The organism is Citrobacter sp. Ce006, from assembly GCF_030336535.1.
Lineage (GTDB): Bacteria > Pseudomonadota > Gammaproteobacteria > Enterobacterales > Enterobacteriaceae > Citrobacter > Citrobacter europaeus.
In genome coordinates, this window is sequence record NZ_JAOWDO010000054.1 from 145,805 (window position 1) to 164,648 (window position 18,844).

The 18,844-nt window shown below is 53.4% G+C and carries 16 protein-coding genes; 4 read left to right on the forward strand and 12 right to left on the reverse strand.

Annotated elements, in window-relative coordinates; genetic code table 11:
* Nucleotides 1-52 precede the first annotated feature (52 nt).
* Nucleotides 53-1,450: an ornithine/lysine decarboxylase DokD gene (gene dokD, locus OGV94_RS02290; protein ID WP_079939913.1), complete on the reverse strand. Its 1,398-nt coding sequence runs from the start codon at nt 1,448-1,450 to the stop codon at nt 53-55.
* Nucleotides 1,451-1,657: 207 nt separating this feature from the next.
* Between dokD and OGV94_RS02295 the strand changes: the two genes are divergently transcribed.
* Nucleotides 1,658-3,085 carry a sigma-54 interaction domain-containing protein gene (locus OGV94_RS02295; RefSeq protein WP_172863217.1) on the forward strand — a complete coding sequence of 476 codons (1,428 nt, stop codon included), beginning with the start codon at nt 1,658-1,660 and terminating at the stop codon, nt 3,083-3,085.
* A gap of 35 nt (nt 3,086-3,120) precedes the next feature.
* Here the strand turns inward: OGV94_RS02295 and purF are convergent, their stop codons facing one another.
* The 9 genes from purF to pdxB form a co-directional block, all read right to left on the reverse strand.
* The gene (purF, locus tag OGV94_RS02300) at nt 3,121-4,638 is read right to left on the reverse strand and encodes an amidophosphoribosyltransferase (protein ID WP_016153855.1); all 1,518 of its coding nucleotides are present in this window, start codon (nt 4,636-4,638) and stop codon (nt 3,121-3,123) included.
* A gap of 33 nt (nt 4,639-4,671) precedes the next feature.
* Nucleotides 4,672-5,160, reverse strand: coding sequence for a colicin V production protein (gene cvpA, locus OGV94_RS02305; RefSeq protein ID WP_005129678.1), 489 nt, complete (start codon nt 5,158-5,160; stop codon nt 4,672-4,674).
* 220 nt (nt 5,161-5,380) lie between these two features.
* Complete coding sequence (gene dedD / locus OGV94_RS02310; RefSeq protein WP_043017070.1) at nt 5,381-6,043, reverse strand: cell division protein DedD; 663 nt, start codon at nt 6,041-6,043, stop codon at nt 5,381-5,383.
* Entirely contained in the window at nt 6,033-7,301 is a 1,269-nt protein-coding gene (gene folC / locus OGV94_RS02315; protein ID WP_172863218.1) for a bifunctional tetrahydrofolate synthase/dihydrofolate synthase, read from the reverse strand. Before folC ends, dedD begins: the two co-directional genes overlap by 11 nt.
* Before the next feature lie 192 nt (nt 7,302-7,493).
* Nucleotides 7,494-8,408 carry an acetyl-CoA carboxylase, carboxyltransferase subunit beta gene (gene accD, locus OGV94_RS02320; RefSeq protein WP_043017072.1) on the reverse strand — a complete coding sequence of 305 codons (915 nt, stop codon included), beginning with the start codon at nt 8,406-8,408 and terminating at the stop codon, nt 7,494-7,496.
* Between the two features lie 149 nt (nt 8,409-8,557).
* Complete coding sequence (locus OGV94_RS02325) at nt 8,558-9,217, reverse strand: DedA family protein (RefSeq protein WP_043017073.1); 660 nt, start codon at nt 9,215-9,217, stop codon at nt 8,558-8,560.
* Nucleotides 9,218-9,241: 24 nt separating this feature from the next.
* Entirely contained in the window at nt 9,242-10,054 is an 813-nt protein-coding gene (truA, locus tag OGV94_RS02330) for a tRNA pseudouridine(38-40) synthase TruA (RefSeq protein WP_047409760.1), read from the reverse strand.
* Nucleotides 10,054-11,067, reverse strand: a complete 1,014-nt coding sequence (locus OGV94_RS02335; protein ID WP_043017075.1) for an aspartate-semialdehyde dehydrogenase — start codon at nt 11,065-11,067, stop codon at nt 10,054-10,056. The genes truA and OGV94_RS02335 overlap by 1 nt, the downstream gene beginning before the upstream one ends.
* Before the next feature lie 67 nt (nt 11,068-11,134).
* A complete protein-coding gene (gene pdxB / locus OGV94_RS02340; protein WP_087051287.1) occupies nt 11,135-12,271 on the reverse strand; it encodes a 4-phosphoerythronate dehydrogenase PdxB in 1,137 nt (378 codons plus the stop codon).
* A 108-nt stretch (nt 12,272-12,379) separates the two neighbouring features.
* Between pdxB and flk the strand changes: the two genes are divergently transcribed.
* Nucleotides 12,380-13,381: a flagella biosynthesis regulator Flk gene (gene flk, locus OGV94_RS02345; protein WP_043017959.1), complete on the forward strand. Its 1,002-nt coding sequence runs from the start codon at nt 12,380-12,382 to the stop codon at nt 13,379-13,381.
* On the opposite strand, the gene OGV94_RS02350 is transcribed toward flk, so the two are convergent.
* Entirely contained in the window at nt 13,378-14,556 is a 1,179-nt protein-coding gene (locus OGV94_RS02350; protein WP_003834805.1) for an MFS transporter, read from the reverse strand. The two genes, flk and OGV94_RS02350, sit on opposite strands and share 4 nt — an antisense overlap.
* Before the next feature lie 289 nt (nt 14,557-14,845).
* On the opposite strand from OGV94_RS02350, the gene OGV94_RS02355 reads away from it, so the two are divergent.
* A complete protein-coding gene (locus OGV94_RS02355) occupies nt 14,846-15,376 on the forward strand; it encodes a YqhG/Tai3 family protein (RefSeq protein WP_193145086.1) in 531 nt (176 codons plus the stop codon).
* Nucleotides 15,377-15,426: 50 nt separating this feature from the next.
* Here OGV94_RS02355 and fabB read toward each other — a convergent pair whose 3' ends face one another.
* A complete protein-coding gene (gene fabB, locus OGV94_RS02360) occupies nt 15,427-16,641 on the reverse strand; it encodes a beta-ketoacyl-ACP synthase I (RefSeq protein ID WP_003028160.1) in 1,215 nt (404 codons plus the stop codon).
* A gap of 159 nt (nt 16,642-16,800) precedes the next feature.
* Here fabB and mnmC point away from each other — a divergent pair, with 159 nt between their 5' ends.
* Nucleotides 16,801-18,801 (forward strand): bifunctional tRNA (5-methylaminomethyl-2-thiouridine)(34)-methyltransferase MnmC2/FAD-dependent 5-carboxymethylaminomethyl-2-thiouridine(34) oxidoreductase MnmC1, encoded by a 2,001-nt coding sequence (gene mnmC, locus OGV94_RS02365; protein WP_286515735.1) that lies wholly within the window; start codon nt 16,801-16,803, stop codon nt 18,799-18,801.
* Nucleotides 18,802-18,844 lie beyond the last annotated feature (43 nt).

An 18,844-nucleotide genomic window follows, 5' to 3' on the forward strand; every position in this document is an offset into this window, starting at 1 on the left:
CGAATTACCTGACTCATGGACTCCGGCCAATGCCGAAGCCCAATAATGAGATTTAATAAATGTCGTACTTGACCATATCTTCGTAACTGTCTTCCCGACGGATTAAGCGATCTTTTCCCTCTTTGTCTATCATCACGACAGCAGAGCGCGGGCGGTTGTTGTAGACCGTCTGGCTTTCGATGGTATAGGCGCCCGCATCCAGAAATGCGACGATATCGCCAATTTGCGTGTTCTTCGGCATCAGGAACTCCTCCCCCTTCACGCCCATATGGAAGTAATCACCGCCGTCACAAAGAGGCCCTGCGAGTTTGATCCACGCGTCATGCGAATCTGTCATTCTGGAAACGTTGTAGACATAGAAGAACCAGTCAAAATGCTGACTGTCTGAAAGCACACTGTATCCGGCATCAACAAACTTCCACTCAACGTGACATTCAACATTGCCGTTAAGGTCATAGTTGGTTTTACGTTTTTCACAGGCGACTTCTGTTAGCAGAACGGCGGCCGAACCGGTAACCTTACGCCCGGGCTCAATACAGATTTCCACATCCGTACGCCACTTATGGACTTCACGAATAACCGCATCAGCAAAATCCTGTGCCGTAATCCCGGCATACATATTGTCTTTAAGCGGATCGCCATTTTCCTCATCATATTTGTAGGGGACAGGAATACCGCCGCCCACGTTGATGAGATCAAATTTAATCCCCAAAACCTCTTCCAGACGTCGAGATTCATCCACCAATACTTTGGTTGCTTTGGCAAAAGGTTCAGATTCAGGAACCTGATCGCCCACATGCATATGTAAACCGCGAAGATGGACATAAGGCATTTCCAGGATCCGCCGACAGGTTTCTTCCGCTTGTTCCAAATCCAATCCCGATTTTGCGTGAAATGCGGTCACCAGCTCTGCATGCGTCGCTGACGGAACGTTTGGTTCCACACGAACGCAAACATTGGCGACTTTTTTCAATTTGCGGGAAATAGCATCAATGTGATCCAGTTCATACAAGCTATCGACGTTGATCAGGTACAGATCGTTAGCAATGGCGTATTCCAGGTCGGCTGGTTTTTTCACTACACCATTAAAGACAATCTGGTCGCCACGAAAGCCGATTTCCAGACATTTACGAACTTCGTACTGTGAATTAGCCTCAGCACAAATTCCTGCATCACGAATCGCCTGAAGCACTCCCATCACTGAGCAGGTTTTGGAGGCAAAAAAGGTTTTGGTATTTTTATGGGCAGCAAACGCCTGCTGGATTTCGTTGATATTACGAATAATCTCTGACTCAGAGAAAACATAGAACGGCGTCGGATACTTGCGTGCCAGAGCATCCAGATCCACGCCATCAAAACACAAGTGACCCTCTTTTTGTTGGAAACGGCGATCGTTTTCTATCACTTGCTCACGTAATTGGTTGTAGTTTTGAATAATCGAATCAGTCATAACATCCTCAGCTTATTTTCATGTAAGAGACCACATTCTCACAATGGATATAGCAACAGGCGTGCCAAAACTTAACTCGATTAAAATCAGTCAGTTACATACATAAAATTATTGTGAATTTTGTCATTTAGCGTGCTATTCATCACAACGACGAAAATTCGTCACTTTTATAATGATGTTATTAAACAAGGAAAAAGGAATTCGGCAATGGCTTCCACTAACGAAGAGTTGGCTGCAGCACTAAAAATGTTCTCCCGATTCTTCGATCTTATCCATCAACCCCTGGCGGTTATTAACGAGCGTGGTGAGTATGTCTATTACAACCAGGAGAGTGCGGATCTTGACGGATACAGCATTGAGCAGGCGCTAGGTAAACATATGCTGGATGTTTATCCGAGCATGAAAGAGACGCAAAGCACCATGCTTTCATCACTGAAGAAAGGTGTGGAATATATCGGTCATTACCAGATTTACTACAACGCTCGAGGTCAGGCGGTGGATTATCAGCATACTACCGCTCCACTCTATTCCAGTGATGGCAGCATGATTGGCGTTATTGAAATTGGCAGGAACATGTCCGGCGTCAGGCGGTTACAGGAACAGGTTGTAGAGCTTAACCATTTGCTGTACGCCGATCGCCATGAAAAACACCACGCAATTATTACTGAGAATCCGGAGATGCTGCGTAATATTGCGAAAGCAAAACGTCTGGCGGCAAGCAATATTCCCGTGACCATCGTTGGTGAGACGGGAACCGGTAAGGAGCTTTTTTCTCGTTTAATCCATCATTGTAGTAAACGCGCCGATAAGCCATTCATTGCTCTTAACTGTGGCGCACTTCCACCGACGCTTATTGAAAGCACTCTTTTTGGTACTGTCCGCGGCGCATACACCGGGGCAGAAAATAGTCAGGGATATCTGGAACTGGCAAACGGCGGTACGCTTTTTCTCGATGAGCTCAACGCCATGCCTGTTGAGATGCAAAGTAAACTATTGCGCTTTTTACAGGATAAAACATTCTGGCGCCTGGGTGGCCAACAACAAATCCACTCAGATGTACGTATTGTAGCAGCAATGAATGAAACACCCGCGCACCTTATCCAGACTGGTAAGCTGCGCGCAGATCTTTTTTACCGGCTGAATGTGGGTATGCTCATCCTTCCCCCTTTACGGAAACGCCCGGAAGATATTGCGCTGCTAGCTAATTATTTCATCGATAAATACCGCAACGACGTACCGCAAGATATTCATGGGCTGAGTGAAGCTGCGCGTATTGCCTTACTTAATCACACCTGGCCCGGCAATGTCAGGATGCTGGAAAATGCTATCGTCCGCAGCATGATCATGCAGGAAAACGACGGGATGCTGAAAAAGATTATCTTTGAAGAAGAGGAGTTAAACTTAGGCGTTGCGGATGTCCCTACCGTCGTCAGCCGCCCCGCACGCACAGAATCAGAGGTGGATGGCTCGCTTGAAACAAGGGTGGCCAGGTTCGAAAAAAGCCTGATTGAAACAGCGCTGAATAGCTGCCAGGGAAATATTGCAGCAGCCGCACGAAGTCTCAATATTTCCCGAACGACATTGCAGTACAAGGTACAAAAATACAGTATTCGTTTCGGCGTAGTGAGTCTTTGATAAAAGCCAGCGACATTATGCCGCTGGCGGTAGCATTAACCTTCGTTGTGCATCTCAAGGTTTTCCGCTTCGTTCTGACGCAACACCGCTTTGGCATCGTCATTACGCAGGGAGTCGAGGAAATCGAGATATTGCTGGTCGACGTCTTTAGTAACGTACACGCCGTTAAACACTGAACATTCAAACTGCTGAATATCCGGGTTTTCCGCGCGGACCGCTTCAATCAGATCGTTCAGATCCTGGAAGATGAGCCCGTCTGCGCCGATTATCTGGCGAATCTCATCCACTTCACGACCATGAGCAATCAGCTCCGTCGCCGTCGGCATATCGATACCATACACGTTCGGGAAGCGAATTTCCGGGGCAGCAGAAGCCAGATACACCTTCTTCGCTCCGGCTTCACGCGCCATCTCGATAATCTGTTCTGAGGTGGTGCCACGTACGATAGAGTCATCCACCAGCAGCACGTTCTTATCACGGAACTCCGCACGGTTGGCGTTCAGCTTACGGCGCACGGATTTACGGCGCAGCTGCTGGCCCGGCATGATAAAGGTACGCCCTACGTAGCGGTTTTTCACAAACCCCTGACGGTACGGCTTCCCGAGGATACGAGCAATTTCCAGCGCGATATCGCAGGAGGTTTCCGGAATCGGGATCACCACGTCAATGTCCAGATCTTCCCACTCACGGGCAATTTTTTCGCCAAGCTTAGTCCCCATATTCACACGGGCACTGTAGACGGAAATCTTGTCGATAAAGGAGTCAGGACGTGCGAAGTAAACATATTCAAACAGGCACGGATTGCTGACCGGGTTATCGGCACACTGGCGGGTAAACAACTGACCTTTTTCGGTGATATACACCGCTTCGCCGGGTGCTACGTCGCGCAGGAATTCAAAGCCCAGCGTATCCAGCGCTACGCTCTCGGACGCCACCATGTACTCGGTACGACCATCGCCGATATCGCGTTTACCCAATACCAACGGGCGGATACCGTTAGGATCGCGGAAGGCAACCATACCGTGGCCGATAATCATCGCCACGCAGGCATAGGCGCCGCGGATCTGGCGGTTGGTTGCGGCAATAGCAGCAAAAATATTGTCGGCTTCCAGCGGATAGTGGCGGAAGTTATCCAGCTCGCTGGCGAAAATATTCAGCAGAATTTCAGAATCTGAAGTGGTATTGATGTGGCGGCGCTTTTCTTCGAACAGCTTTTTACGTAGCTCATGCGCGTTGGTCAGGTTGCCATTATGGGCAAGCGTGATGCCATACGGTGAGTTGACGTAAAAAGGTTGAGCTTCGGAGGCGCTGGAGCTGCCAGCCGTTGGGTAACGCACATGACCGATGCCCATATTGCCCTGCAAACGCTGCATATGGCGCGCTTCAAAAATATCGCTCACCATTCCGTTTGCTTTACGCAAGCGGAAGCAGTTGTTGGCATCAATGGTGATGATGCCTGCGGCATCCTGACCACGATGCTGGAGCACCGTTAACGCGTCATAAATCGACTGGTTTACCGGCATAACACCGGCGATACCGACAATACCGCACATACGTCTTTTCCTCGTTCAGCAACAACCCAAAGTTTATACTTTGGGCAAGAAACTTGACGAGCTTTGCAGATAATCAAAGAACCATCTGATGATGAAACTGAACTGCGGGATCAGCTGCGACTTACTCCAGTCTTCACTTTTCGACAGACCGGTAAAGGTATCGAGAAAGAACAGTATGGCGGCGACGATCAGCGCTCCTCGCAGAGCACCAAAGCAGATCCCCAACACCCTGTCGGTACCCGACAAACCTGTTTTCTCTACCAGTTGGCCTATCACAAAGTTAACGATAGCGCCGACGATAAGTGTCGCGATAAACAGTATCGCGATAGCAATCCCATTTCGAACCAGTTCGTCTTCAAAGCCCGTAAACCAGACAGACAGGTAAGTGTAGTAATGGCTGGCGACAAAGAAAGCACAACCCCAAGTCACCAACGATAATGCTTCACGAACAAAGCCACGGATCAGGCTAACCAGACAGGAAAAACCAATCACCGCGATAATGGCGTAATCAATCCAGACCATAAGTGTCCCACGATTTTACGCCCTGTCGTCCTGTTCGGGGCGCATTCTAACAGAAAAAGAAAACGTTTGCGTAGGGATTTCCTTTCCACGCGTAAATAAAAATGGCGCTGAAAAAATCTTCAACGCCATACCGTTTTATGCCTCTTCGGGCACTGCCGGATAGCGGTGAAAACACCCTATCCGGCCTGAATAAGAGCAGCGCCGAGAACAGCGCAATCCCTTAATTAGGGGTGTACCCCATCACGACGCCACTCAGACCAGAGATCTTCTGCAGCTCGCCCAGCGAGTTCTTTAGCTTATCTTTGGAGGCGTCAGGCCCTACGAGAATACGGGTTATTTTACCCTGCACCGGCGTCGACGGGGAAGTATATACCCGGAAGCCCGCGCCACGAAGTTTACCCACGATCTCATTGACCTTATCCGCATTTTTCAGCGCACCAAGCTGTACAACGTACGCTTTACCAGTCGGCGCTGGCGGTTCCTCAACAGCCGGTTTAGGCGCTGGGGTCGGTGCAGGCGTCGGAGCGACGGCAACAGGCTGCGGCTTCGGTTTGGGCTTCGGCTGCTCTACGGGCGCAGGGACAGGATCTAACTCCGCGCTGTTTGCCGTCGTCAAACGTGACGGATCCAACGATGGCGCGGCAGCATCACCCGCCCGCACCTCTTCTGCCGCCCCTTCCGGCGGCTGGGTCGGCAGCGCCTGCGTTGCCGCAGGCATCATGTCTGGTTCATCGCGATCGCCGGGTTTCGGCACCAGAGGGATCGCCGCAAACTCATCCTGATAATGCTTTTTCTGCCCGTCAAGCAGCCCGGGGAGCACAATCACCCCCAGCGCGACCAGCACAATTGTGCCGACTAATCGATTCTGAAACTTACTCGCCACCGCTTCTCCCCACGTCTATCACTTCCATGACATGTGCGACAGTGTGAAACGATCCACACACCAACACGGTATCTTCTGGCTTCGCCTCAGCGAGTGCTGCAGACCATGCCTGCGCCACGCTGTCATAGGCGTTGCCTTTGCCCAGGTGCTCCAGCAGTTGTTCTGCCGTTGCACCACGCGGCCCTTCCAGGGGCGCACAGTACCAGGCGTCAACCACGCTTTTTAACCAGGCTAACGTACCGGCAATATCTTTATCATGTAGCATACCGATAACCGCAAGTACACGCCCGCTTTTCACTAACTTTTTCAGACGTCCGGTCAAATACTCCGCCGCATGCGGGTTATGGGCGACATCAAAAATCACCCGCGGCGACTCGCTCACAATCTGAAAACGCCCCGGTAAAATCGCTTTTTCGATACCCTCACGAATCGCCTGCTCGCTGACGTTAAGCCCGCTTACGCGCAGCGCGGCCAGCGCGGTAGCGGCGTTAGGTTGTGGAACCTGCGGCAACGGCAGGTGCGACAACGTTCCATGAGCGTCCGTAAACGACCAGTCATTCTCCGTGACCGCATAGCGCCAGTCCACGCCGCAGCGTTGCAAAATCGCCCCGCTCTCTTGCGCGACATCGGCGATGGTGTAAGGCATTTCCGGTTCGCCGACGATAGCCGGTTTCTCTGCGCGGAAAATTCCCGCCTTCTCACGACCGATGCTTTCGCGATCCGGGCCCAGCCAGTCAGTATGGTCAAGTGCAATGCTGGTCACCACAGCGACATCGGCATCAACGATATTGGTCGCATCAAGGCGGCCGCCTAACCCCACTTCCAGAATGACGACATCCAGTTGAGCCTGTTTAAACAGCCAGAGCGCTGATAACGTACCGTATTCAAAGTAGGTCAGAGAAATGTCGCCACGCGCGTCTTCAATCTCAGCAAATGAGGCGGTATGCGCGGATTCCGGCAGTTCACGTCCCTGCACGCGCACGCGTTCCGTGTAGCGCACCAGATGGGGTGAACTGTAAACGCCAACTTTATAACCTGCTGCGGTCAGCACAGATTCCAGCGTACGGCAGGTTGTGCCTTTCCCGTTGGTTCCCGCCACTGTAAAAACAAATGGCGCGGGTTTCAACACACCGAGTTTGCGCGCCACCTGACTGACGCGTTCAAGGCCAAGATCGATGGTTTTACTGTGCAGGTTTTCCAGATAAGAAAGCCACGATGCCAGGGGCGACGCGGCTTGAGGAATACGTTTATTGTCCATGATGGCTGTAGATTCTTTACGTTGAGGAAAGCAAAAGGGCAGCGCCAACCGGCCTGCCCTTTTTTACACGTCGTTTTTCACGTTGCAGATGCGTTGGCTGTACTCGCTCTCCCGAATCACTTACCGGTGTAAGCTCATCGGGATCAACGCTTTTATCGCCTGCCTGCAACCCGAAACCCATAGAGTAAACTATCAGGCCTCTGGTTCCTGCTCGGGAACCGGAGGTACCACCTCGCCTTCACGCGGCTCATCCGGATTCGGCGCAGGCAGATTCATCAGCTTCGCCAGAATGCTTGCCAGTTTCAGGCGCATTTCCGGACGGCGGACGATCATATCGATAGCGCCTTTTTCAATCAGGAACTCGCTGCGCTGGAATCCCGGTGGCAGTTTCTCACGTACGGTTTGCTCGATAACACGCGGACCCGCGAAGCCGATCAGTGCTTTCGGTTCTGCAATGTTGAGATCGCCCAGCATCGCGAAGCTCGCGGAAACACCGCCCATCGTTGGGTCGGTCAGTACAGAAATATACGGTAAACCGCGTTCCTGCATTTTCGCCAGCGCGGCAGAGGTTTTCGCCATCTGCATCAGAGACATCAGCGCTTCCTGCATACGCGCCCCGCCAGAAGCGGAGAAGCAGATCAGCGGACAGTTATCTTCCAGCGCCTGCTCAACGGCGCGGACAAAACGCGCACCGACCACAGAGCCCATGGAGCCGCCCATAAACGCGAACTCGAATGCAGCAGCAACGACCGGCATACCGTGGAGCGTGCCTTTCATCACCACCAGCGCATCTTTCTCACCGGTTTCTTTCTGCGCAGAAGCCAGTCTGTCTTTGTATTTTTTGGAGTCACGAAACTTCAGCACGTCTTTCGGCTCAAGCTCGCTACCCAGTTCCACAAGAGAACCTTCATCTAACAGGCTATGCAGGCGATTGCGCGCCGACATGCGCATATGATGGTCACACTTCGGACAGACCTCAAGATTACGTTCCAGCTCAGCACGGTATAAAACCTGACCGCAGCTATCACACTTGGTCCACACCCCTTCAGGAATGCTTGCCTTGCGGGTGGGAGTAATGTTGCTTTTAATTCGTTCAATCCAGCTCATTGGTGACCTTTCTGCCTGAACCCTAGTCAGCTTTGTTATAAGGGGCGCATAATGCCATTTTTGCCCCTAACAGACCATGAATGTTGCACATTAAAACATAACAGCCCGAAACTTTGGATAAAAAAGTGGTCGAACCGCTGAGTTACTTTCTATTTTGCAGCCCGTGACGCAGCACGTTTATGGCGAATCACTTCAATTACGCCCGGCAATACGGAAAGGACGATAATCGCCACAATCAGTAATTTCAGGTTTTCCTGAACGATCGGCAGATCGCCGAACAGATAGCCTGCATAGGTGAACAGCAATACCCACAGCAGCGCGCCTGCGACGTTATACATCGCAAAATGACGGTAGGACATGTGCCCCATCCCGGCAACAAACGGCGCGAATGTACGCACGATAGGCACGAAACGCGCCAGGATAATCGTTTTGCCGCCATGACGCTCGTAGAACGCATGGGTTTTATCCAGGTAACTGCGACGGAAAATTTTAGAGTTCGGGTTACTGAAAAGTTTTTCACCGAACAACCGGCCAATCGTGTAGTTCACCGCATCGCCGATAATCGCCGCCACAATCATCAACATCACCATCAGATGAACGTTGAGATCGTTAGTTGGCAGCGCAGAAAGCGCACCAGCGACAAACAACAGCGAGTCTCCCGGCAAGAACGGCGTTACCACCAGTCCGGTTTCGCAGAACAGGATCAGAAACAGAATCGCGTATACCCAGATACCGTATTCCGCAACCAGCTCCGCCAGGTGCACATCAATGTGCAAGATAAAATCGATAAGAAAGTAAATCAGGTCCATAGTTTTGCCTTTATACGACTCAAATTAGTCCGCCAGAAATAGCGGGCCCATAGGCGGTTTTGGCAGGTCGAACCGTTCCGGGTAATCTACCGCAACCAGATACAGCCCTTCCGCTTTCGCCGTTGCCGCTGCCAGCGTTCTGTCCTTCGCCGCTAACAGTTCTGCTATCCAGCTCTCCGGCTGGTTGTGGGCGCCTACTTCCATCAGGCTGCCGACAATATTCCTGACCATATGATGTACAAAGGCATTCGCTTTAATATCCACCACCACATATGCACCGAAACGTTCGACGTTAATGTGCATCACGTTGCGCCACGGTGTGCGCGACTGACACTGCACCGCCCGAAACGAGGTAAAATCATTTTCGCCAATCAGACACTGGGCCGCACGATGCATACGCTCAGCGTCCAGCGGTTCATAGTAATGGGTTACCCCTTTACCCAAAACCGCAGGGCGCAACCGATGATTGTAGATGATGTAGCGATAACGGCGAGCCGTGGCGCTAAAACGGGCATGAAAATCATCGGGTACAGCTTTCACCCAGCGTACAGCGATGTCACCAGGTAAATTCGCATTTACCCCCAGTGTCCAGGCCGCATCTTTACGCAGGGCGGTCGTTTCAAAGTGCACAACCTGCCCCGTGCCATGAACACCTGCATCCGTGCGTCCGGCACAAAAGACATTGATACGCTCATTCGCCACCTGAGAGAGCGCTTTTTCCAGTTTTTCCTGAACGCTACGCACTTCGTTCTGGCGCTGCCAGCCATAATATTTGCTGCCGTCATACTCAATACCCAGCGCAATTTTATGGGTTGCAGGCTGTTGCTGGTCAGACATTAGTACAGGTACTCCTGTACCAGTTTTTCCGCAATTTTCACCGCCATCAACGCGCCGCCGAAGCGTACGTTGTCTGCCACAGACCAGAACTGAACCTGCTCCGGCATACCGTAATCGTTATGCACACAGCCAATTGACAGGTGCGGAGTGCCCGAGGCATCGCCAACCTGGGTCGGGAAATCAGTCTCTTCCGACAACACCACGTCCTCACCGCGTGAAAACGCATCACGTGCTTCTTCCGCCGCCAGCGGACGCAGAGCTTCAAAATTCACCATCTGCGCATGGCCATAAAACACGGGCGACTGCACGATGCTGGCGGAGATCAGTAGTCCGTCGTCCTGCATAATTTTGCGCACTTCATCGACAATACGACGCTCTTCCCGCACGCTACCTTCGCGATCTGGCAGCAGCGGCAGCATGTTGAACGCCAACTGACGGCCAAAGAAATCGTCTTCGTCAATCGGGATGCCGTTAAGCAGTTTCGCACTCTGTCCGGCCAACGCATCGACGGCTTTTTTACCGTGAGCGGAAGCCGAAATAATATTGGTCACCGTAATACGTGACAGACCGCCGTCATCAATCAGCGGCTTCAGCGCAGACAGCAGTTGGCTGGTCAGGCTGTCAGGGACCGCAATCACATTACGGTTGCGGTAATCCGCCAGCACGAACGGGTTAACGTCCGGAACCACCAGCGGAACGTCCGGCTCAAGCGCGAACAGGCCACTGCTGTCGATAACCAGACAACCGGCATTGGTCGCTTCTTCGACCCATGCGGCGGTGGCTTCTGCGCCCGCAACGAAAAATGCTAACTGCGCCTGCGTCCAGTCAAAGTCTGCAACGTCCTGCACAATGACCGATTTACCGTTAAAACGCAGATGCTCGCCGGCGCTTTCATTACGCGCCAGCGCATAAATTTCACCGACCGGGAACTGGCGTTCAGCCAGCGTATCGAGCAGGGCTTCGCCTACGGCGCCCGTAGCGCCAAGAATGGCAATATTCCAGCCTTCAGACATGGTGATTTACTCCAGAAATACGTAAGCGTCCCTGTCGTATTATTCGACAGGGAGCATTAAGAAGACATTAATGTGCCGGGTGGTGAACCGCGTTAAAACCCAGCTTACACAGCAAGGCCGCAGCCGTTGCGTCGTCACACATCACGTATAAAGACGACCATTCACGGCGCTCAAGATAATTTTTACGCAGTTTATCAAACTCACCCGGAATTCCAGCGACTTTACGCAGCGGCGCATCATCGCGGCGCACATCATACACTAAATGCGCCAGCCTTTTCAGCGTTGGCTGATCTAACGGGCCATGCAGAGTGATACGACCAAATTCAGGCGCCGGTAACAGGGTATTCAGCGCCACGTGCTGTTCGCGACCAATAAACTTGCTATAGGCCTCAAAGACCTGCGTGGTGCCACGCGCTTTTCCTTCCAGGGTGTACCCGGCAATGTGCGCTGTGCCGATATCGGCTTTCTCCAGCAATGCCACATTGAGATCCGGCTCCCCTTCCCAGACATCCAGTACGACGCTCAGCGACTGACCGGCATTCAATCGGTTCAGCAATGCCGTATTGTCGATAACTGGCCCGCGGCAGGCGTTGATCAGAATGGTGCCCGGCTTCAGTCGGCTAATCAGCGCGTCATCCGCGAGGTGCAACGTCTTGTACGGTCCGTCTTTGAACAGCGGCGTATGGAAAGTCAGCACATCGGCTTGCTCTACCATTTCATCCAGCGAGCAGAAATTGCCTTCGTCACCGCGATCGGCTCGCGGTGGATCGCACAGCAGCGTACGGATCCCCAGCGCTTCCAGGCGCGTCTGCAAACGTCCGCCCACGTTACCCACGCCCACGATGCCCACTGTACGATCGCGTAGCGCAAACCCGTCACGCTCCGCCAGCATCAGCAGTGCGGAAAAGACATACTCAACCACCGCAATCGCGTTACAGCCGGGGGCGGCGGAAAAACCGATCTTCGACTGCGCAAGCCAGGCTTCATCCACATGGTCCGTGCCTGCGGTTGCCGTACCGACAAATTTAACCGGTTTTCCGCTAAGCAGTGATTCATTTACTTTCGTCACCGAGCGCACCATTAAGGCATCCGCATCATCCAGTTCGGCAACGGGAATCGGGCGACCGGGAACCGCTTTGACCTCCCCCAAACGACTGAACAGTTCGCGGGCATAGGGCATATTTTCATCAACGAGGATTTTCACGTCTTTCGCACCTGTTTGAGAACGAGAGTTAACCGGGCAAGTGTGCCATAATCTCGCCGCCAGGCATACTGCGAGACCTGGTCAGCACAGATTTAAGGAACAGAGATGATGCAGCCCATTTCAGGTACGCCCGCTCGCCCTCCCGGCGAAGGCCAAAATGCCCCTTCCGCGGCGGGTGAACAACCGTTATCCACACAACAACGTACCGTGCTGGAGCGACTGATTACCCGTCTGATTTCACTCACCCAACAGCAAAGCGCCGAGGTGTGGGCCGGAATGAAGCACGATCTGGGCGTTAAAAGTGATACGCCGTTGCAGTCACGTCACTTTCCTGCCGCTGAGCAAAACCTTAACCAACGGCTGGGGGTTGCTCAGCAAAATCATGCTAATCGTCAGGTGCTGTCGCAGCTCACTGAATTACTGAGTCAGGGAAATAACCGCCAGGCGGTAAGTGATTTTATCCGTCAGCAGTATGGGCAAACGGCGCTCAGCCAGCTCACGCCTGAGCAGTTGAAGAACGTGCTCACGCTGCTGCAGCAAGGGCAACTTTCGATACCGCAACCGCAGCAGCGCCCGGCCACCGATCGTCCGTTGCTCCCCGCTGAGCACAATACGCTGAACCAGTTGGTTACCAAACTGGCGGCGGCCACGGGAGAATCCGGAAAGATGATCTGGCAGTCGATGCTGGAGCTGTCTGGCGTAAAAAGCGGAGAGCTGATCCCCGCCAAACAATTTACGCATCTGGTCACCTGGCTGCAGGCGCGCCAGACGCTCAGCCTGCAAAGCGCCCCGACGTTGCAAACGCTCCAGGCGGCGCTAAAGCTGCCATTAGAGCCGAATGAGCTGACGGCAATAAAAGAGTACGCGCAGCAGACGTATCAGATCCAACCACAAACGATTCTGACCACGGTGCAGGTGCAGGACTTGCTGAATCAAATCTTCCTGCGCCGCGTGGAACGAGAACGCGAGCTCAGCGATCCGCGTCATCTGCAGCCCATTTACAGCCCGTTCGCACCGATGATTGAAACGGTTAAATCTCTGTCGGCACGACCGGGACTGCTGTTTATTGCGTTGATGATTGCGTTAGCCATTTTCTGGCTGGTCGCTTAACCTTTACGCAGCGTTAGCAGCGTCACAATAATGCCCACCACGGCGGATATCGCCCCGGCAAGGAATACCGAGGGATAACCGTATGCGGTGGCCAGCACCCCGGCGACCGGACCACTTATGCCGTAGGAGATATCCTGAAACGCGGCATAACCGCCCAGCGCTGTACCGCGAACCTGCGCGGGCACTCGCTTCACGACCTCGACGCCCAATGCCGGGAAGATAAGCGAACACCCGGCCCCGGTTAATGCCGCCCCGAGCAGCGCAATCCAGGCCGATGGGGCCTGCCACAGCAGAATCAGTCCTGCGGTTTCCACCAGCAAGGAGACAACGGCGACCTTCACGCCGCCGAACCGGTCTGGCATCCAGCCAAACAGAATGCGCATCAGCACAAACGCCCCACCAAACGCGGTCAGGGTGAACCCCGCCATCGTCCAGCCGTTGCTGACAAAATAGAGTGAAATAAACGTACCGATCACCGCAAAGCCAACTCCCTGCAGCGCCAGGCCCAGGCCTGGTTTCCAGATAAGCCCTACCACGCTCCATAACGAAGGACGTTCTCCTGCATGAGCAGGCACTTTGCGCACGGTGCCGTTGAATGCCCAGGCCAGCAGCGGTAAAACCATCGTCGTCCCCGCCAGCGCCGCAAAACCAAAGTGGCTGTGGATCAACAGGCCCAACGGCGCACCGGCAGCCAGCGCACCGTAAATCGCCATCCCGTTCCACGACATCACCTTACCCGAACGTGTTGGCCCGACCAGCCCAAGTCCCCAGGTCAGCGTCCCGGTGAGCAACTGGCTTTCGCCAAAACCGAGGATCAAACGACCGACGATTAACAACGCAAATTTTACGGGGACAGAAACAGGCAATAGCGCGGCTAAAAGCCACGCCGCGCCCGCCAGCCCACAGGCAAACATCCCCTGTAGCGCCGAACGTTTAGCGCCATATTGATCGGCCAGGCGCCCGGCGTAGCCGCGCGTTAATACCGTTGCCAGAAACTGTACGCCTACGGCGATACCGACCATGGTATTGCCATAGCCGAGCTCCTGGTGCACAAACAGAGGAATGACGGGCAAAGGTAAACCGACCGTCATATAGGTCAGGAAAACCGCAAAAGCGATGCGAAACAGCGAAAAGTTCGCCGAAGGTGTTTTTTCTTGTTGGGTTACAGCTGTCATGCGTTACTCCAAAATGCAGAGTAAGGCGAGGAATGCCCACGCCCCCTCTACCTGACTATCAGGATTAAGGTGCGTTGGATAACGTTAAACGCTTACGCATTATCAAGAGGATAATGTTGAAGCTGGAGTCTGCCTGCGAGGGGCTAAACTTGTCAACCTTGAAATCACTGAACACCACACAAAACAAATGGTTATTCTCTCTAAGAAAAGCACAAACAATGAGGAAAAAGTTGTCAATCAGGAAGACACTCAACGATCAGTTTCGCCAGAATATTTTAGGGACACGGAAATGAAAGCATTTTCGCTTATTGCTCTCATCCTGGTGCTTTGCGGCTGCTCTGCGCCTCATCGGGACAGCACACAAGATGTAAAACAGTTCTATCTCGCGTGGATGTACATCTATACCCAGGATCTGGATACACCTCATGATGCATCCACATTATTGCAACGCTATGTGGCTAAAGACGTTATCAACCGTCTGACGCTGATTGACAGCTTTTACGAGCAGGAAATAATGGATTCTGACTACTTTATGTACGTGCAGGATTACGCCCCTGAATGGATCCCACTGTTACGGGTTGGGGCGGCCCAGCCCTTTCTCGGTGGCGAAAAGGTGGAAGTACAATTAGGTGGACCGACAGGCGAAGCGCCCATGCAGTTGGAAGTGTATACCCGTTGGGAAGAGGGTCGCTGGAAAATTTATCGCGTGCGGGATCTGGGCAATCAATTTGAACAGCCAATCTACAGCGCCGGTGATATTGCGCAAGCCAGGGCATGGTCTGCGGAGATCGCACCGGAGTACGAAAAGATGAAAAAATAAAAAAGGGAGCCATCAGGCTCCCCTTTGCATCTCATTTTGTAGACTTACACTTACAGCTTACGCATGACCAGCGTTGCGTTGGTGCCGCCAAAGCCGAAGCTGTTGGACATCACGGTGGTCAGCGCCTGCTCGGTCGGTTTGGTCACGATGTTCAGACCTGCCGCCTGCTCATCCAGCTCTTCAATGTTGATGCTTGGCGCGATAAAGCCGTGTTCCAGCATCAGCAGAGAGTAGATAGCTTCCTGTACGCCAGCCGCGCCCAGGGAGTGACCGGTCATCGCTTTGGTCGCAGAGATTGCCGGGCTGTTGTCGCCAAACACTTCACGAATTGCGCCAAGCTCTTTCACGTCGCCTACCGGAGTAGAGGTACCGTGGGAGTTCAGGTAGTCGATCGGCGTGTCTACGCCGTGCATCGCCATCTGCATGCAACGTACTGCGCCTTCGCCAGACGGAGCAACCATGTCAGCACCATCGGACGTTGCGCCGTAACCGACGATTTCCGCATAGATATGCGCGCCACGGGCCAGAGCATGTTCCAGTTCTTCGACGACAACCATACCGCCGCCGCCTGCAATAACGAAACCATCACGGTTTGCGTCATAGGTACGGGAAGCTTTGGATGGATCGTCGTTATATTTGGTAGACAGCGCGCCCATTGCGTCGAATTCACACGCCATTTCCCAGCACAGCTCTTCGCCGCCGCCAGCAAAAACGATGTCTTGTTTGCCCAATTGAATTTGTTCTACCGCATTGCCGATGCAGTGCGCAGATGTCGCACAGGCAGAGCTGATGGAGTAGTTTACGCCGTGGATTTTGAACGGCGTTGCGAGGCAGGCTGAAACGCCGGACGCCATCGCTTTGGTGACCACATACGGGCCAACCGCTTTCAGGCCACGCGGGCTACGCATTGCGTCAGCGCCGAATACCTGAAAACGTGGGGAGCCGCCGCCGGAACCTGCAATCAGGCCAACGCGCGGATTATTCTGGTAATCTTCTGCAGCAAGGCCAGCATCAGCCACAGCCTGCTCCATTGAAAGGAATGCATAAATGGATGCGTCGCTCATGAAGCGCACTACTTTGCGGTCAATGAGGCCAGTGGTATCCAGTTTTACGTTGCCCCAAACGTGGCTACGCATGCCGGAGTCCTTCAGCTCCTGAGAGAAAGTGATCCCTGAACGTCCTTCACGCAGAGATGCCAGGACTTCCTGCTGGTTATTACCGATGCTGGAAACGATGCCCAAGCCAGTAATCACTGCACGTTTCATTCAATACCTCTGTAAGTCGCACTATTTTAAAGTTTCGAGTGGCACAATAGCGTACACTTGTACGCCGAACAAGTCCGATCAGCCAATTTATGTGGAAATTTGCGCAGCCAGGCACTCATCGCTAAGATCGGGGCACAGCCTGCCAGACGAGTAACTTACGTGAAACAATACGCTATACAACCTGCCAACCTTGAATTCAACTCTGAGGGTACACCTGTTTCCCGAGATTTTGACGATGTCTATTTTTCTAATGATAACGGGCTGGAAGAGACACGTTACGTCTTTCTCGGCGGTAACCATCTCGCTCAGCGATTCCCGTCACATTCACGCCCCCTCTTCGTGGTGGCAGAAAGTGGGTTTGGCACCGGACTTAACTTCCTCACGCTCTGGCAGGCATTTTCCGAGTTTCGCGATACTCACCCTGACGCTACCCTGGAAAGATTACATTTCATCAGTTTCGAAAAATATCCGCTAACGCGTGAAGATCTTACTTTAGCCCACCAGCACTGGTCAGAACTTGCGCCGTGGGCCTCGGCGCTGCAAGAGCAATGGCCGCTGCCGCTGGCGGGATGTCATCGTCTGCTGCTTGATGAAGGGCGTGTCACACTGGATCTGTGGTTTGGCGATATTAACGAGCTGACCTGCAAACTGGATGATTCTCTTAATCAAAAGGTGGACGCCTGGTTCCTGGACGGTTTCGCGCCGGCAAAAAACCCGGATATGTGGACGCCAACACTGTTTAACGCGATGGCCCGACTGGCTCGTCCCGGCGGTACATTAGCGACCTTCACATCGGCAGGCTTTGTACGTCGGGGGTTGCAGGAAGCCGGGTTTACAATGCAAAAATGCAAAGGCTTTGGCCGCAAGCGCGAAATGCTCTGTGGCGTAATGGAACAGACTCAGGCGCTCCCTTCCTCAGCGCCATGGTTTGCACGTACGGGAACAGATAAACGTGAAGCCGCCATTATTGGCGGGGGGATTGCCAGCGCATTGTTGTCTCTGGCGTTACTGCGCCGTGGCTGGCAGGTCACGCTGTATTGCGCAGACGAAAAACCCGCCGGGGGCGCATCCGGCAATCGCCAGGGCGCGCTCTATCCGCTACTCAGCAAGCATGACGCGGCCATTAATCTGTTTTTCCCCACCGCGTTTACCTTCGCCCGTCGACTGTATGACGCCCTCCCCGTTGAGTTCGCGCATGACTGGTGCGGCGTGACGCAACTGGCATGGGATGAGAAAAGCCAGCAAAAAATCGCGCAGATGCTGTCCCTTGAACTGCCCGATGCGCTCGCCATCGGGGTTGACGCTCAGCAGGTTTTACAAACGACAGGCGTGGAAACCGGATGCGGCGGGATTCAGTATCCGAGCGGAGGATGGTTATACCCGGCGCAGTTAACCGCCGCCGTACTGGACTATGCCGCAACGCTGGGATTACGCACCCGCTATCAACATACGCTGACCTCACTGACACGCCACACGGCAAGCTGGCAATTGCAGTTTGCCAGTGGTGAAACCGCCACTCACGCAGCTGTCGTTCTGGCTAACGGTCATCGAATTAACAGCATTGAGCAGACGCAGTCGCTCCCGGTGTACTCCGTGGGCGGTCAGGTGAGTCATATTCCCACCACGCCTGCGCTTTCAGCGTTGCGTCAGGTGCTGTGCTATGACGGCTACCTCACGCCGCATAACCCGCAAAATCAGCAGCACTGCATTGGCGCCAGCTATCATCGAGGGAGCGAGGAAACCGCATATCGCGAGGACGATCAGCAGCAAAATCGTCAGCGCTTAATCGACTGCTTGCCTAACGCTGCGTGGGCAAAAGAGGTGGACGTTAGTGGCAATGCCGCCCGCTGTGGAGTGCGCTGCGCCACGCGCGATCACATGCCGATGGTCGGCAACGTCGCGGACTATGACGCCACGCTCAGCCAGTATGCCACTCTTGCCGAAGACAAAGCGCACGCCGTAAACGCCCCGGTGTATTCCGATTTGTTTATGCTGGGCGCGCTGGGCTCGCGCGGGTTGTGTACTGCCCCGCTATGTGCAGAAATTCTGGCATCACAAATGAGCGATGAACCTATCCCTATGGATGCCAGCACGCTGGCGGCGCTGAATCCGAATCGGTTGTGGGTCAGGAAGTTATTGAAGGGAAAAGCGGTGAAATAAGATACCCTCTCATCATTGCCTGATGCACTGCGCTTATCAGGCC